Source organism: Tessaracoccus pujii (assembly GCF_055326215.1).
On sequence record NZ_JBUZNP010000004.1, the window covers coordinates 210,232 to 223,406 of the forward strand.

The window sequence follows — 13,175 nt, forward strand, 5'->3', positions numbered from 1 at the left end:
CACGTTACACCTGCGTCGTGACCGCGCAGTTTCCTGGCCTCTGGCTGACCGTCAAGGGGTTCCGTACGCTGGAGCCATGAGTTATCGTGCCGCCGTCATCACCTGCTCGGATCGGGCGTCGACAGACGTCTATGAGGATCGGTCGGGTCCGTTGATCCGCGACGCACTGACCCAGCTCGGCTTCGACGTGGCGGAACCCGTCATCGTGCCGGACGAGGCGGAGGTGATCGCCACCGAGATCCGGCTCGCCGTGGCCGACGGCGCCCGTGTGGTGATCACCACCGGTGGAACCGGCGTGGGGCCCCGCGACGTCACGGTCGAGGCAACCCGGTCGCTGATCAGCTACGAAGTCCCCGGAGTCGCGGAGGCGGTCCGCAGCCTGGGCTCGGCCAACACGCCCCTCTCGTGGCTGTCGCGCGGGCTGGCGGGCGTCATCGACCACGACGACAACCGGGCGTTCGTCTACAACGCCCCCGGCTCCCGCGGCGGCGCCCGCGACGCGCTCTCGGTCCTGGCCCCACTGCTGGTGCACATCGTGGACCAGCTCGACGGCGCGGACCACGACCTCAACCGTCCCTCCAGCACCGCCCGACCCACCGTCGCCCCCGCGTCGGAGTGGAGTTGAGCCGACCGCTCAGGAACCGACGGGGCGGGTCCAGTCACCGGAGCGCCCCCCGCTCTTGGCCGTGATCCTCGCCGAGGCGATCTCGGCCGAGCGGTCCACGCCCTTGACCATGTCGACGACGGCCAGCGCCGCGACGGTCACGGCGGTCAGCGCCTCCATTTCGACACCCGTGCGGTCCGCCGTGCGGACGGTGGCCTCGATGAACACCCCTGAATCCACGATCTGCAGGTCCACAACGGCCCCGTGGACGCCGATGACGTGCGCCAACGGCAGGAGGTCCGGCACCTTCTTCGTCGCCGCGATCCCCGCGACCCGCGCGACCGCCAGGACGTCGCCCTTCGGAACCGTGCCGCCCCGGAGGGCCGCGACCACCTCCGCCGAGCATCGGACGGAGGCGACGGCGGTGGCCGAGCGCACCGTGGGCTGCTTCCCGGTGACGTCGACCATGCGGGCCTCGCCGCGGGCATCCAGATGGGTGAACTCCATGACGCAAGCCTGGCAGGTCGGCGGACATCCGGCCAGCCGACCCTTCATATGTGACCCTTCGGTCACCTATGCTCGGGACATGGACGAGGACCTCGTGTTCAAGGCGCTGGCGGATCCCATCCGTCGGTTGCTCATGGATGCGCTCTTCGAGCGGGACGGCCGCCCGCTCGCGGAACTGACGGACCTGGTCCGGACCCGGGCGGACATGACCCGGTTCGGCGTCGCCAAGCACCTCCGCATCCTGGAGGAGGCCGGCGTCGTCACCACACGAAGGCAAGGCCGGGAGAAGCTCCACCACCTCAACCCGGTCCCGATCCAGCAGATCCACGACCGGTGGATCGGCAAGTACACCGAGCGGGCCGGCATCGCGTCCGTGCTGCTTCAGCTCAGACACGTCGTCGAGAGCGACACTCCGAAAGGCTGATCATGAACAACACCGTCATCTACAGCATCTACATCGACGCCCCGGCGCAGAAGGTCTGGGACGCCATCACCACATCCGAATACACCACGCGGTGGGGCTACGGCGGCGACGTCGAGATCGACCCCCGCCCCGGCGGCAACTACCGCAATCTGGCCACCGACGAGATGAAGCAGATGGGCATGGGAGACGTCGCCGTGAGCGGCACGGTGGTCGAGATCGAGGAGCCGCGACGCCTGGTCCTTGACTGGGCGCCGGCCTGGTACCCCGGCGCAGAGGCAACCCGCGTCACATGGGAGCTCACCGAGTATCCGAGCGGCCTGACACAGCTCGTCCTCACCCACGACGTGACGAAGAACCCGCAGCTCCTCGCCGAGGTGACCGGCGGCGCGGATCCGAGCTCCGGTGGCGGTGGATGGCCGTGGGCACTGTCGGGGCTCAAGACCCTGCTGGAGACCGGCCGATCCATGGACGAACCCGCCGCCTGATTGTCGAGCGCCGCAGGCAGTGACGTCGGGTGTCGCACCCGGCACCCGACGTCACTCCTCAGGTCATTTGGTGACGTGGACCGCCACGACGTCGCCCGGACTGACGGCTTCCTCCACCTCTGGAACGACGGCGAGGCCGTCGGCCAGGTGGAGCGAGGCCACCAGGTGGGAGCCTGAGCCGAGCCGGTGCGAGGGCAGCACCGCGCCGTCGACGATGCGCACCGGCGTGTACTGCCGACGGCCCGGCGGGCTGCGCCACCCCTCGGCGACGGGGAGCTCGACGGACGGCCACCGGGTGGGCAGGCCCTGGAAAGCGGCCAGCAGCGGGCGCAGGTACGCCCACGCTGAGACGAACACGCTGACCGGGTTGCCGGGCAGACCCAGGAACGCCACGGCCCGCCCGTCCCGGGCGCGCAGTGCGCCGCAGGCCTGCGGCTTGCCCGGCTGCATCGCCACCGTGACGAACTCGATCTCGCCCTCGACCACCTGACGAACCACCTCGAACGCCCCCACCGACACCCCGCCGGAGGTGACCACCACGTCTGCTGCGCCGGAGGCCTCGTCGAGCACCCGCGCGAATTGGGCTCCGTCGTCGGGCACCGATCGCCGCAGCACCACCTGGCCGCCGAACCTCTCCACGAGGCCGGCGAGCAGGATCGAGTTGGAGTCCGGGATCTGGCCGAAGCCGAGCGGTTCACCGGCGGGCGCCAGCTCGGAGCCTGTCGACAGCACCGCGACCCGCGGCCTCCGCCGCAGCGGCACGGTCCCGAAGCCGATCGACGCCGCCGCGGACGCGGCCTCCGGCCCCCAGATGGCGCCGGAGGGCAGGACGACGTCACCCGCGCGCACGTCCTCACCGACCCGTCGCACGTGCCTGCCCGGCACCGCCACCTCGTGGACGACGACACGATCGGGCAGCGGCGCGGCGCCCATCGGCTGGTCGGTCGCCTCCACCGGGACGACGGCGTCGGCCCCCGGCGGCATCGGTGCGCCAGTCATGATCCGGGCCGCCTCCCCGGGCCCCACCGTCGGGGTGGAGGTGACGCCGGCAGGGACGTCGCCGACCACGCGCAGCGCGGCGCCGGGCGTCGCGTCGGCGGCGCGCACCGCGAACCCGTCCATGGCCGAGTTGTCGAAGGGGGGGACCGCCAGCCGCGCCACCAGGTCCTCAGTCAGGACCCGTCCGCGACCCTCACCCACGGGCGTCACCTCGGATGGCAGGAGCGCGGCCATCGCCAGCACCCGCTCCAGGTACCCCTCGACGCTCAGCATTCGCAGCCACGGCTCACGGGCACTGCGACCACTCGTGGGTGCCATCGGCGAGGAACTGCTTCTTCCAGATCGGCAACATCTCCTTGACCCGCTCCACCAGGTCAGACGCGCAGCCGAACGCCTGCGCCCGGTGCGAGGCCGCGACCGCCACGAACAGGGCAACTCCCCCGATGCCCAGCGTGCCGACGCGGTGCTGCGCGGCGATCGCGTGGACGCCGTCGCGCCCCTCGAACTCGGCCACGATCTCCCGCATCACGGCCTGCGCCGTCGGATGCCCGACGTACTCGATGCCCGTGACCGCCACCCCGTGGTCGTGGTTGCGCACGATGCCGCCGAACGTGACGACGGCGCCCGCGCGGTCATCGGTGACGAACCCCGTCAGCGCGTCGACGTCGACGTCGTCGGCCGTCACCCCTGCGAGTTGCTTCACACACACACCCTAGCCCGAGGGGTCAGCTGGGCTTCGGCGCGCCTGGGCGGGCGTAGCGGAACCAGGTGATCGCGATGCACATCACGGCCCAGACAGCGCCGATCGCGTAGAACATCGTCGGGCTCATGATGGTGAGTCCGACGCCGAACAGGAACGGTCCGAAGGCCGCGATGGCCGCGGTCCAGCCGATCACGCCGCCAGCCTGCCGCTTCTCGAAGATCATCGGCATCTGCTTGAACGTCGACGCGTTGCCGATCCCGGAGAACAGGAAGATCAGCAGCATGCCCCACAGGAACTGGTTGAAACCGCCCTGCAGCGCGGCGGCGCTGGAGGTGTCCGGGGTGAGCGCCGGAATCGTGAAGAGGATCGAGCCCAGGATGCCGATGCCGGAGATGAGCGTCCAGATGGCGCCGCCCATCCGGTCCGTCAACGGCGAGAACACGATGCGGGCCCCGGCACCGACGAGCGGGCCGAGGAACACGAACTTCACCGGGTCCGGCAGGGTGTAGCCGTCGACGAGCATGGTGGCGGTGGCCCCCGCGCCCTCGACGATGGCGGTGTTGCCCGCCCCGTACAGGTTGAGCATCAGGAGGCCGAACTGGGCCGCCAGGCCGGAGAACGTGCCGAAGGTCATGATGTAGAGGACCGTCATCCACCAGGTGTCCTGGTTGGAGAAGATGTCGAACTGCTGCTTGATGTTGGCCTTGATCGGCACGGACCGCAGCGCGATGTAGGCCCAGATGGCGCCGACGATGATGAACGGGATGTAGACCAACGCCGAGTTCTGGTACCAGACGGTGACGGGGTCCTTGCCCGCGAACGCCATCTGCTGCGAGCCGAGGAACCCGAACATGCCGAAGGTGATCAGCCAGGGCGTCATGAGCTGGACAAGTGACACGCCGAAGTTCCCGATGCCGGCCTGGAGGCCGAGCGCCGTGCCCTGCATGCGCCTGGGGAAGAAGTAGGACGTCGACGGCATGAAGCCGGAGAAGGCGCCGCCACCGATGCCGGAGAGGAACGCCAGGCCCATGAGGCGCCAGTACGGCACGTCGGGGTTGGTGACCTCGAAGCCCCATCCGAGGACCGGCAGGATGAGCAGCAGGGTGGTCAACGTGACCATCTTGCGGGTGCCGATCTTGGGTGGGAGCACCATCCACACCAGCCTCAGCAGGCCGCCGGACAGGCCGGGCATGGCGGCCATCCAGTACAGCTGCTCCTTCGTGAAGGTGAACCCGAGCGCGTTGAGCTTCGGCACGATGGCGCTCGGCAGGAACCAGGCGACGAAGGCCAACGTCAGCGTGAACGTCGTGATGGTCAGCGTGTTCCAGGCGAGCCTGCTGTCCCACTTCTCGGGATCTTCCGGATCCCATGCTTGCAGCCAGTCACCCTTGGTCTCGAACTTGGTGCTCATACTGTGGCCTCCTCCAGAGGAAGTTCGATGGTGCCGGCGAGCTCAGGGGACTTGTCGTGCAGCATCTTGACGATGGTGAGGTGCATCCAGGCCGCGCAGATGACGGTGAGGATGAACAGGACGAAGAAGGTGGAGGTCGGGAACCCCGACCACACCTTCGTGTAGGCGAACAGGGGCGGGAGGACGAACCCGCCGAGGCCACCCAGGGTGCCGACGAGGCCGCCGACGGAGCCGACGTTCTCCGGGAAGTACTCGGGGATGTGCTTGAAGACGGCCGCCTTCCCCAGTCCCATCGCGCAGCCCAGGAGGAACACCAGCACCGCGAACATCCACAGGTTCAGCGAGTACGCGAGGTGCTGGGTCTGGGTGCCGTCGGCGTGGTCGATGACGATGTGACCGTTGGGCATCATGAGGATGCCGGTGGTGACCAGCATCAGGGCGAAGGTCCAGTACATGACCCTGCGCGCGCCCATGTGGTCGCTCAGCCACCCGCCGACGGGGCGCAGCAGGGAGGCGGGGAAGATGAAGGTCGCGGTGAGCAGGCCCGCCGTGGTGAGGTTCACGTCGAAGTTGTCGACGTAGTACTTGGGCAGCCACGCCGACAGCGCGACGTAGGCCCCGAAGACGGCCACGTAGTAGAGGCTGAACCGCCACACGCGCATGTGCCGGAGCGGTACCAGCATCTCCCGGACGCTCCTGCTGGTGCCCGGTGCCCGGTCCACGTGCGGCACGACGATCCACACCGCCACACCGACGATGACCAGCAGCACCGCGTAGATCACGGGCACCAGCCGCCAGCCGCCCTCGATACCGAACGCGAAGGTGGCCCCGGCCGTCCCCGCGATGAGGGGCGGCCCGATGAACTTGGTGACGGAGGCGCCCACGTTGCCGGCGCCGAACACGCCGAGCGCGAGGCCCTGCCGCTTGCGCGAGTACCAGCTGGCGTTCCAGGTGGTGCCCACGGAGAACAGGTTGCCGGCGAAGCCGACGAGGAAGGCGAGAACCAGCAACAGCCCGTAGCTGTCCGCCTTGGCCACCAGGAAGGCCGGAAGCGCGGTGGCGAACAGCAGGAACAGGGTGACCTTCCGGCCACCGATGCGGTCCGCCAGGATTCCGGCCGGGAGCCGCCACATGGAGCCGTTGAGGACGGCGAGCGCCGAGATCCAGGACAACTCGACGTCCGTGAGGCCGAGTTCCTTCTGGATGGGGACGCCGAGGATGCCGAACATCAGCCACACCGCGAACATCAGCGTGAATGCGAGGGTGGACATGACCATGACCCGGCCGGCGCCCTTGCCGGTGTCGTGGACCGGCGCCACCTCGATGAGGTGTTTGCTCACTTGGTTGCTCTCTCTGGGGAAGGGTCTGCAGGGAGGTGGTCAGCGCCGCGCGCGCTTGTTGTCCTGGGTGCCGACGGGGTCCCAGCCGCGGCCCTTCACGGTCGCGGATCGACGGGCGGAGTCGTCGCGGGAGCGGTAGACGATGTAGGGCCTGAAGAGGTAGTGGAACGGCGCCGAGAAGGCGTGCACCAGCCGCGTGAACGGAATGATGGCGAACAGGAGCATGCCGATGACGACGTGCGTCTGGAACTGCCAGGTGGCGTTGCCCATGGCCTCGACGTCGGGCTGAAGCACGAAGAGCGACCGGAACCACACCGAGACGGTCTCGCGGTAGTTGTGCTCCTCACCCGTGGGCGTGGTGTCGCCTGTCAGTGTGGCCAGCAAGCCCAGGCCGATGACGGTGGCCAGCACGAGATACATGATCTTGTCGTTCCACGTGGTGGCCTTGAACACCGCCGTCGTGGAGCGCCGGCGCCAGATCAGCAACACCAGGCCCACGACGAGCGCAAACCCCGCGAGGCCGCCGCCGTACAGCGCCCCGGCATGGTAGGTGTGCTGGTCGATGCCGATCCAGTCCGTGAACGCCTTGGGGATGAGGAGCCCGACGAGGTGCCCCATGAGCACCGCGATCAGCGCGAAGTGGAAGATCGGGGAGCCGATCTTGAGCAGCCTCGACTCGTAGAGCTGGGAGGACCTGGTGGTCCAGCCGAACTGGTCGAACCGGTAGCGCCAGATCAGCCCGCCGATGAGCACCAGCAGCACGACGTAGGGCAGGACGCCCCAGAGCAGAGTGGTCATCGCATGCTCCCTTGCAGTTGCGGATAGGGCAGGAACGTGGGTTCCAGGCCGACGGTCTCGCTGGGCGGGCCGCCCAGCAGGTCACGCACCTCGGAACGGGTCTTGGGGGACGGGCCGCCGAGGGCGTCGCAGACGGCCGCGACGACGCCGGCCTGCGGCAGCTTGTCCTCCTGCAACCCGATGCGCAGCAATTCCAGGCTGGCGCGGTAGGTGTTGAGCAGGCTGAGCCCGAGTTCGGGATGCCCGACGGCGGCGAACTCCAGCACCATCGGCAGGTAGTCCGGTAGTTCGCCCGCGAGGTCGACGACGAGGCCGGAATCGCGGTAGGTCTGCTTGATGGCGGCCAGCACCTCGCCGCGGCGACGGGTGTCGCCGTCGGTCCAGTACGTGAGGTGCAGCGCGTGGCGGCGGGACAGGTCGAACTCCTGCACGTACCACGACTGCAGCTCCATGATCGGCATGCTGCGCAGGTGCGCGACGGTGGGCGCGAACAGCGCACCGGCACCGGTCTCGGCCACCGCGTCCTCGATCATCGGCAGCCGGGCCAGCAGCGCCTCGTCCGGGTAGCTGAGCAGCAGCCCGGCGGCCTGGAACACCACCGCCGACATCATGCCCCGCTCGCGTCGCGCTGGCGCGCCTTGGCGTCGGCGAAGCTCTCGATCGCCACCGGCACGACGCGGCCCGATGACGTGCCGAACACCCCTTCGCCCCCGGCCCCCGGCCCACCCTCGAAGTCCAGGGAGCAGCCCATCTCCTCAAGGTTGTGCGCCTGCTCGGCGTGCGCCTTCGGGATGACGTAGCGCTCGTCGTACTTCGCGATGGCCAACAGCCGGTACATCTGCTCCATGGCCGAGGGGTCCATCCCGACGGCGTGCGCCAATTCCGGCTGCCGCTCGCGGCCGAGCGTCACGTCGCGCATGTAGGAGCGCATCGCGGCGAGCTTCTGCAGGACGCCGGTCACCACGTCGGCGTCCCCGGCGGTGAACAGCTCCGCCAGGTACTCGACCGGGATGCGGAGCGCGTCGATGGCGCCGAACAGGTTGCCGCCGGCCTCCGAGTCATGGCCCTGCTCCTTGAGGAGGTCCACCACCGGGGAGAGCGGAGGCACGTACCAGACCATGGGCATGGTGCGGTACTCAGGGTGCAGCGGCAGCGCCACCTTGAAGTGCTTGATCAGCGCATACACCGGCGACTTCTGCGCGGCGGTCAGCCAGTCCGACGGAATGCCGTTGGCCCTGGCGTCGGCGATCACCTGAGGGTCGTGCGGATCCAGCATCAGGTCCAGCTGGGCCTGGTAGAGGTCCTTCTCATCGGCGAGCGCGGCCTTCGTGACCTGGTCCGCGTCGTAGAGGATGATGCCGATGTAGCGCAGCCGCCCCACGCAGGTTTCGGAGCACACCGTCGGCAGCCCCACCTCAAGGCGCGGGTAGCACATGGTGCACTTCTCGGCCTTGCCGGAGCGGTGGTTGAAGTAGATCTTCTTGTAGGGACAGCCGGTGATGCACTGCCGCCAACCACGGCACTTGTCCTGGTCCACTAGGACGATGCCATCCTCGGAACGCTTGTAGATGGCGCCGGAGGGGCAGGCGGCCATGCACGAGGGGTTGAGGCAGTGCTCGCAGATCCGGGGCACGAAGAACATGAACGTCTTCTCGTACTCGAACTTGATCTGCAGGTTGGCGTCCTCGAGGAGCTTCTTGACGATCGGGTCATCGTGGCCGGACTCGTGGATGCCCCCCAGCGCGTCGTCCCAGTTGGCTGAGGCCTTGATCGCCATGTTCTCGCCCGTGATGAGCGATTTCGGCCGGGCGACCGGGAAGTCGTCCCCGAGTGGGGCCTGGACCAGGTTCTCGTAGTCGTAGGTCCAGGGCTCGTAGTAGTCGCTCATCTCCGGCTGCACCGGGGAGGCGAAGATGCTGAGCAGCTTCTTGAACCGGCCGCCGGAGCGCAGCTTCAGCCGCCCCGACTTGGTGCGGACCCAGCCGCCCTGCCACTTCTCCTGGTCCTCGTACGTGCGGGGATAGCCCTGACCCGGGCGGGTCTCGACGTTGTTGAACCACACGTATTCGGTGCCGGCCCGGTTGGTCCACGCCTGCTTGCAGGTGACCGAGCAGGTGTGGCAGCCGATGCACTTGTCGAGGTTCATCACCATGGCCACCTGGGCCATCACGCGACGCTGCTTGGCCATCAGTACTGGACCTCCTGGGAGCGGCGGCGCACCGTCGACACGATGTCGCGTTGAACGCCGGTGGGGCCGATGTAGTTGAAGGCGTACGCCTGGTGCGCGTAGCCGCCGATGAGGTGGGTGGGTTTCAGCAGGATCCGGGTCACCGAGTTGTGGATGCCGCCCCGTCGGCCGGTGGCCTCGGACTTCGGCACGTCGATGGTGCGCTCCTGCGCGTGCTGGACGTAGCAGATGCCGTCCGGCAGCTTCGGGGTGACGACGGCGCGGGCCACGAACACTCCGTTGGCGTTGGTCAGCTCGATCCAGTCGTTGTCCTTGACCCCGATGCTCGTGGCGTCCGCCACGCTGAGCCACGCCTGGGGCCCGCCCCTGCCGAGGCTGAGCATGAACAGGTTGTCCTGGTACTCCGAGTGGATGGACCACTTGTTGTGCACCGTGAGGTAGCGCAGCGTGATGGCCTTCTCGCCGTTGGGCCCGAGTTCCGGCTCGCCGTAGTCCCGCCCCATGTCCAGGGGTGGCCGGAAGATCGGCAGCTGCTCCCCCGCGTCCGCCATCCAGTCGTGGTCGAGGAAGAAGTGCATGCGGCCCGAAAGCGTGTGCCACGGCTTGAGCCGCTCGGTGTTGATGGTGAACGCGGCGTAGCGGCGCCCGCCGGTCTCCGAGCCCGACCACTCCGGTGAGGTGATCACGGGCTGCGGCGACTGCTGGGTCTGGATGAAGGTGATCTGCTTCTCCTCCGACCCCTCCGACAGGTCGGCGAGCTTGCGTCCGGTCTTGCGCTCCAGGTCCCGGAAACCCTGCGTCGCGAGCTCGCCGTTGGTGGTGCCGGAGAACATCAGGATGGCCTCGGCCATCCGCTGGTCCGTGTTGATCGCCGGGCGACCTTCGGCCGGGCCGGACGGGTACACGCCGTGCAGCTTGCCCAGCTTGGTCACCTGGTGGCCCACGTCGTAGGTGATGTTCTTGACCGTGAAGCCCAGTTTCTCCGCCAAGGGGCCGACGGTGAGCAACTTGTCCGCGATGGCCGTGTAGTCGCGTTCCACGACGGCCAGCACCGGCATGTTCTTCCCGGGCACCCCCTCCAGGTCCGTCCCCCGCCAGTCCGGCACGTGGCCGCCCGGCTGGGCGATCTGCCCCGGAGTGTCGTGCTGCAGCGCGACGGCCACCAGATCCTTGCGGGTGTCCAGGCGACCCTTCGCCAGTTCGGAGAGCTTGATCGCGAGTTCGGCGAAGACGTCGAAGTCGCTCTTCGTCTCCCATGGCGGGTCGATGGCGGGGGTGAAGGCGTGCACGAAGGGGTGCATGTCGGTGGAGCTGAGGTCGTACTTCTCGTACCAGGTGGCGGCCGGCAGCACGATGTCGCTGAGCAGCGTCGAACTGGTCATGCGGAAGTCCGCGGTGATCAGCAGGTCCAGCTTCCCCTCGGGCGCCTCGTCGTGCCAGGTCACCACGTCCGGGCGCAGCTCAGCGCCGTGACCGTTGGCCATCACGTTGTTGTGGGTGCCCAGCAGGTGCTTGAGGAAGTACTCGTTGCCCTTGGCGGAGGAGCCGAACAGGTTGGAGCGCCACAGGATCATGGTGCGCGGCCAGTTCTGCGGCGCGTCGATGTCCTCGACGGAGCTCTTCAGCTCGCCCGAGTTGAGCTTGGCGGCCACGTAGGCCTGCGGTGTCTCGTACTCCCCGCGGCCGACGGCGGCGATGGCCTCGTCGGCCAGGTCCAGCGGGTTCGCGTCGAACTGCGGGTAGAAGGGCATCCAGCCGAGGCGGTGCGACAGCGCGATCGCGTCGGCCGAGTGGGTCCCGTCGAGGCTGCCCGTCGACAGCGGAGACTTGATCCGGTCCGCGGAGAAGCCGTCGGTGCGCCACTGGTCCGTGTGCATGTACCAGTAGGCCGTGCCGATCATGGTGCGCGGTGGCCGTGACCAGTCCGTGGCGTTGGCCATGTTGAACCAGCCCGTCATGGGGCGGCACTTCTCCTGGCCCACGTAGTGGGCCCAGCCGCCGCCGTTCTTGCCGATGCAGCCGGTCATCATGAGCAGGGCGATGATGGCGCGGTACGTGACGTCCGCGTGGAACCAGTGGCAGATGCCCGCGCCGATGATGATCATCGTGCGGCCCTTCGACTCCTCCGAGTTCGCCGCGAACTCGCGGGCGATGCGCAGGCACGCCTCGGCCGGCACGGAGGTGATCTCCGCCTGCCAGGCCGGGGTGTAGGGAACGGTGGCGTCGTCGTACCCGGAGGGCCACACGCCGGGCAGCCCGTCGCGGGCCACGCCGTACTGGGCGAGCATGAGGTCGAAGACGGTGGTGACGAGCTTGCCCTCCACCATCCGGGCGGGGACGCCCCGGTGGATGATGCTGCCCTCCCCCTTCGGGTCCTCGAAGCAGGGCAGGGAGATCTCGACCTTGTCCGCCTCCGCCTGCTCAAGCAGGGTGAGCGCGGGACGGATATCGCCGAGGTCCAGGTTCCAGAGGCCGGCGCCGTCCTCCGAGTAGCGGTAGCCCATGGAACCGTTGGGTACGGCCGGGCCGCTGGTCGCGTCGTCCCACACCACGGTCTTGAAGGCGGCGTCGGAGACCGACGAGTGGAGGGGGAGGTCCGCGGCGGTGAGGAACTTGCCCGGCACCAGGCCGTGGCCGTCCGGGTGGTCCACCAGCGTGATCAGCATGCCGAGATCGGTGTACTGCTTCACGTAACCGTCGAAGTACTCCACCTTCTTGTCGACGAAGTTCTCCTTGAGGATGACGTGGCCCATGGCCATGGCCAGCGCGGCGTCCGTGCCGGCCTGCGCGGGCAGCCACTCGTCGGCGAACTTCACATTGTCCGCGTAGTCCGGGCTGACGGTGACCACCTTGGTGCCGCGGTAGCGCACCTCCGCCATCCAGTGCGCGTCGGGCGTGCGCGTGACCGGCACGTTGGAGCCCCACATCATGAGGTACGTGGAGTCCCACCAGTCGCCGGACTCCGGCACATCCGTCTGGTCGCCGAACACCTGCGGTGAGGCGACGGGGAGGTCCGCGTACCAGTCGTAGAAACTGGTCATCGCGCCGCCGATGAGGTGCGTGAATCGGGTGCCGATGGCGTGCGAGACCATGCTCATCGCCGGGATCGGCGAGAACGAGACGCAGCGGTCCGGGCCGTAGAACTTGATGGTGTTGACGTAGCTGGCGGCCGAGATCTCGAGAGCCTCCTCCCACGAGATGCGCACCAGGCCGCCCTTGCCGCGTGCCTGCTGGTACCTGCGACGCTTGACCGGGTCCGTCGAGATCTCGCGGAACGCGGCCACCGGGTCACCCAGGCGCTTCTTCGCCTCGCGGTACATCTCGATGAGGACGCCGCGACCGTAGGGGTAGCGCACCCTGGTGGGCGAGTAGGTGTACCACGAAAACGCGGCCCCACGGGGGCATCCGCGGGGCTCGTACTCCGGCCGGTCCGGGCCGGTGGTGGGGTAGTCCGTCTGCTGCGCCTCCCACGTGATGATCCCGTCCTTGACGTAGACCTTCCACGAGCAGGAGCCGGTGCAGTTGACGCCGTGGGTTGAGCGGACCACCTTGTCGTGGCTCCAGCGGTCGCGGTAGAAGACATCGCCCGCGCGGCCCCCCTGCCGGAAAACGGCGCGGCCGTCGTCGGTGCCGTCCCAGCGGGTGAAGAACCGGCCAAGCTTCAGCAGGGCATCAGAGGCGGGGCCGTCAATGCGCGCGGAATCGGTGCTCATGGG

12 protein-coding genes are annotated in these 13,175 nt (G+C 68.4%); 3 read left to right on the plus strand and 9 right to left on the minus strand.

Features of this window, described 5'->3' with window-relative positions; all coding sequences use genetic code 11:
- Window positions 1–76 precede the first annotated feature (76 nt).
- On the plus strand, window positions 77–625 hold the full coding sequence (locus tag ACZK5N_RS07340) for a MogA/MoaB family molybdenum cofactor biosynthesis protein (RefSeq protein WP_463624748.1): 549 nt from the start codon (window positions 77–79) through the stop codon (window positions 623–625).
- Between the two features lie 9 nt (window positions 626–634).
- Here ACZK5N_RS07340 and moaC read toward each other — a convergent pair whose 3' ends face one another.
- Window positions 635–1,111 (minus strand): cyclic pyranopterin monophosphate synthase MoaC, encoded by a 477-nt coding sequence (moaC, locus tag ACZK5N_RS07345; protein ID WP_459017464.1) that lies wholly within the window; start codon window positions 1,109–1,111, stop codon window positions 635–637.
- Between the two features lie 79 nt (window positions 1,112–1,190).
- Here moaC and ACZK5N_RS07350 point away from each other — a divergent pair, with 79 nt between their 5' ends.
- A complete protein-coding gene (locus tag ACZK5N_RS07350) occupies window positions 1,191–1,535 on the plus strand; it encodes an ArsR/SmtB family transcription factor (RefSeq protein WP_459017465.1) in 345 nt (114 codons plus the stop codon).
- A 2-nt stretch (window positions 1,536–1,537) separates the two neighbouring features.
- Window positions 1,538–2,020 carry an SRPBCC domain-containing protein gene (locus ACZK5N_RS07355; RefSeq protein ID WP_459017466.1) on the plus strand — a complete coding sequence of 161 codons (483 nt, stop codon included), beginning with the start codon at window positions 1,538–1,540 and terminating at the stop codon, window positions 2,018–2,020.
- 63 nt (window positions 2,021–2,083) lie between these two features.
- On the opposite strand, the gene ACZK5N_RS07360 is transcribed toward ACZK5N_RS07355, so the two are convergent.
- From ACZK5N_RS07360 to ACZK5N_RS07395, 8 genes are read right to left on the minus strand one after another with little or no spacing between them, the layout of a single operon-like run.
- The gene (locus ACZK5N_RS07360) at window positions 2,084–3,337 is read right to left on the minus strand and encodes a molybdopterin molybdotransferase MoeA (protein WP_459017467.1); all 1,254 of its coding nucleotides are present in this window, start codon (window positions 3,335–3,337) and stop codon (window positions 2,084–2,086) included.
- Window positions 3,306–3,722, minus strand: a complete 417-nt coding sequence (locus ACZK5N_RS07365; protein WP_463624749.1) for a molybdenum cofactor biosynthesis protein MoaE — start codon at window positions 3,720–3,722, stop codon at window positions 3,306–3,308. Before ACZK5N_RS07365 ends, ACZK5N_RS07360 begins: the two co-directional genes overlap by 32 nt.
- A 22-nt stretch (window positions 3,723–3,744) precedes the next feature.
- Entirely contained in the window at window positions 3,745–5,133 is a 1,389-nt protein-coding gene (locus ACZK5N_RS07370; RefSeq protein ID WP_463624750.1) for an MFS transporter, read from the minus strand.
- Window positions 5,130–6,473, minus strand: a complete 1,344-nt coding sequence (locus ACZK5N_RS07375; protein WP_463624751.1) for an MFS transporter — start codon at window positions 6,471–6,473, stop codon at window positions 5,130–5,132. The genes ACZK5N_RS07370 and ACZK5N_RS07375 overlap by 4 nt, the downstream gene beginning before the upstream one ends.
- A 39-nt stretch (window positions 6,474–6,512) precedes the next feature.
- Window positions 6,513–7,271 carry a respiratory nitrate reductase subunit gamma gene (narI, locus tag ACZK5N_RS07380; protein WP_463624752.1) on the minus strand — a complete coding sequence of 253 codons (759 nt, stop codon included), beginning with the start codon at window positions 7,269–7,271 and terminating at the stop codon, window positions 6,513–6,515.
- Window positions 7,268–7,882: a nitrate reductase molybdenum cofactor assembly chaperone gene (narJ, locus tag ACZK5N_RS07385; RefSeq protein ID WP_459017472.1), complete on the minus strand. Its 615-nt coding sequence runs from the start codon at window positions 7,880–7,882 to the stop codon at window positions 7,268–7,270. Before narJ ends, narI begins: the two co-directional genes overlap by 4 nt.
- A complete protein-coding gene (gene narH, locus ACZK5N_RS07390) occupies window positions 7,879–9,459 on the minus strand; it encodes a nitrate reductase subunit beta (protein WP_463624753.1) in 1,581 nt (526 codons plus the stop codon). The genes narJ and narH overlap by 4 nt, the downstream gene beginning before the upstream one ends.
- Complete coding sequence (locus tag ACZK5N_RS07395; RefSeq protein ID WP_463624754.1) at window positions 9,459–13,172, minus strand: nitrate reductase subunit alpha; 3,714 nt, start codon at window positions 13,170–13,172, stop codon at window positions 9,459–9,461. Before ACZK5N_RS07395 ends, narH begins: the two co-directional genes overlap by 1 nt.
- Between the last annotated feature and the right edge of the window lie 3 nt (window positions 13,173–13,175).

Excerpts from the sequence above, each read along its gene's own strand:
- ACZK5N_RS07340 (WP_463624748.1), top strand. The coding sequence starts at position 77 with ATGAGTTATCGTGCCGCCGTCATCACCTGCTCGGATCGGGCGTCGACA.
- moaC (WP_459017464.1), bottom strand. The coding sequence starts at position 1,111 with ATGGAGTTCACCCATCTGGATGCCCGCGGCGAGGCCCGCATGGTCGAC.
- ACZK5N_RS07350 (WP_459017465.1), top strand. The coding sequence starts at position 1,191 with ATGGACGAGGACCTCGTGTTCAAGGCGCTGGCGGATCCCATCCGTCGG.
- ACZK5N_RS07355 (WP_459017466.1), top strand. The coding sequence starts at position 1,538 with ATGAACAACACCGTCATCTACAGCATCTACATCGACGCCCCGGCGCAG.
- ACZK5N_RS07360 (WP_459017467.1), bottom strand. The coding sequence starts at position 3,337 with ATGGCACCCACGAGTGGTCGCAGTGCCCGTGAGCCGTGGCTGCGAATG.
- ACZK5N_RS07370 (WP_463624750.1), bottom strand. The coding sequence starts at position 5,133 with ATGAGCACCAAGTTCGAGACCAAGGGTGACTGGCTGCAAGCATGGGAT.
- narI (WP_463624752.1), bottom strand. The coding sequence starts at position 7,271 with ATGACCACTCTGCTCTGGGGCGTCCTGCCCTACGTCGTGCTGCTGGTG.
- narJ (WP_459017472.1), bottom strand. The coding sequence starts at position 7,882 with ATGATGTCGGCGGTGGTGTTCCAGGCCGCCGGGCTGCTGCTCAGCTAC.
- narH (WP_463624753.1), bottom strand. The coding sequence starts at position 9,459 with ATGGCCAAGCAGCGTCGCGTGATGGCCCAGGTGGCCATGGTGATGAAC.
- ACZK5N_RS07395 (WP_463624754.1), bottom strand. The coding sequence starts at position 13,172 with ATGAGCACCGATTCCGCGCGCATTGACGGCCCCGCCTCTGATGCCCTG.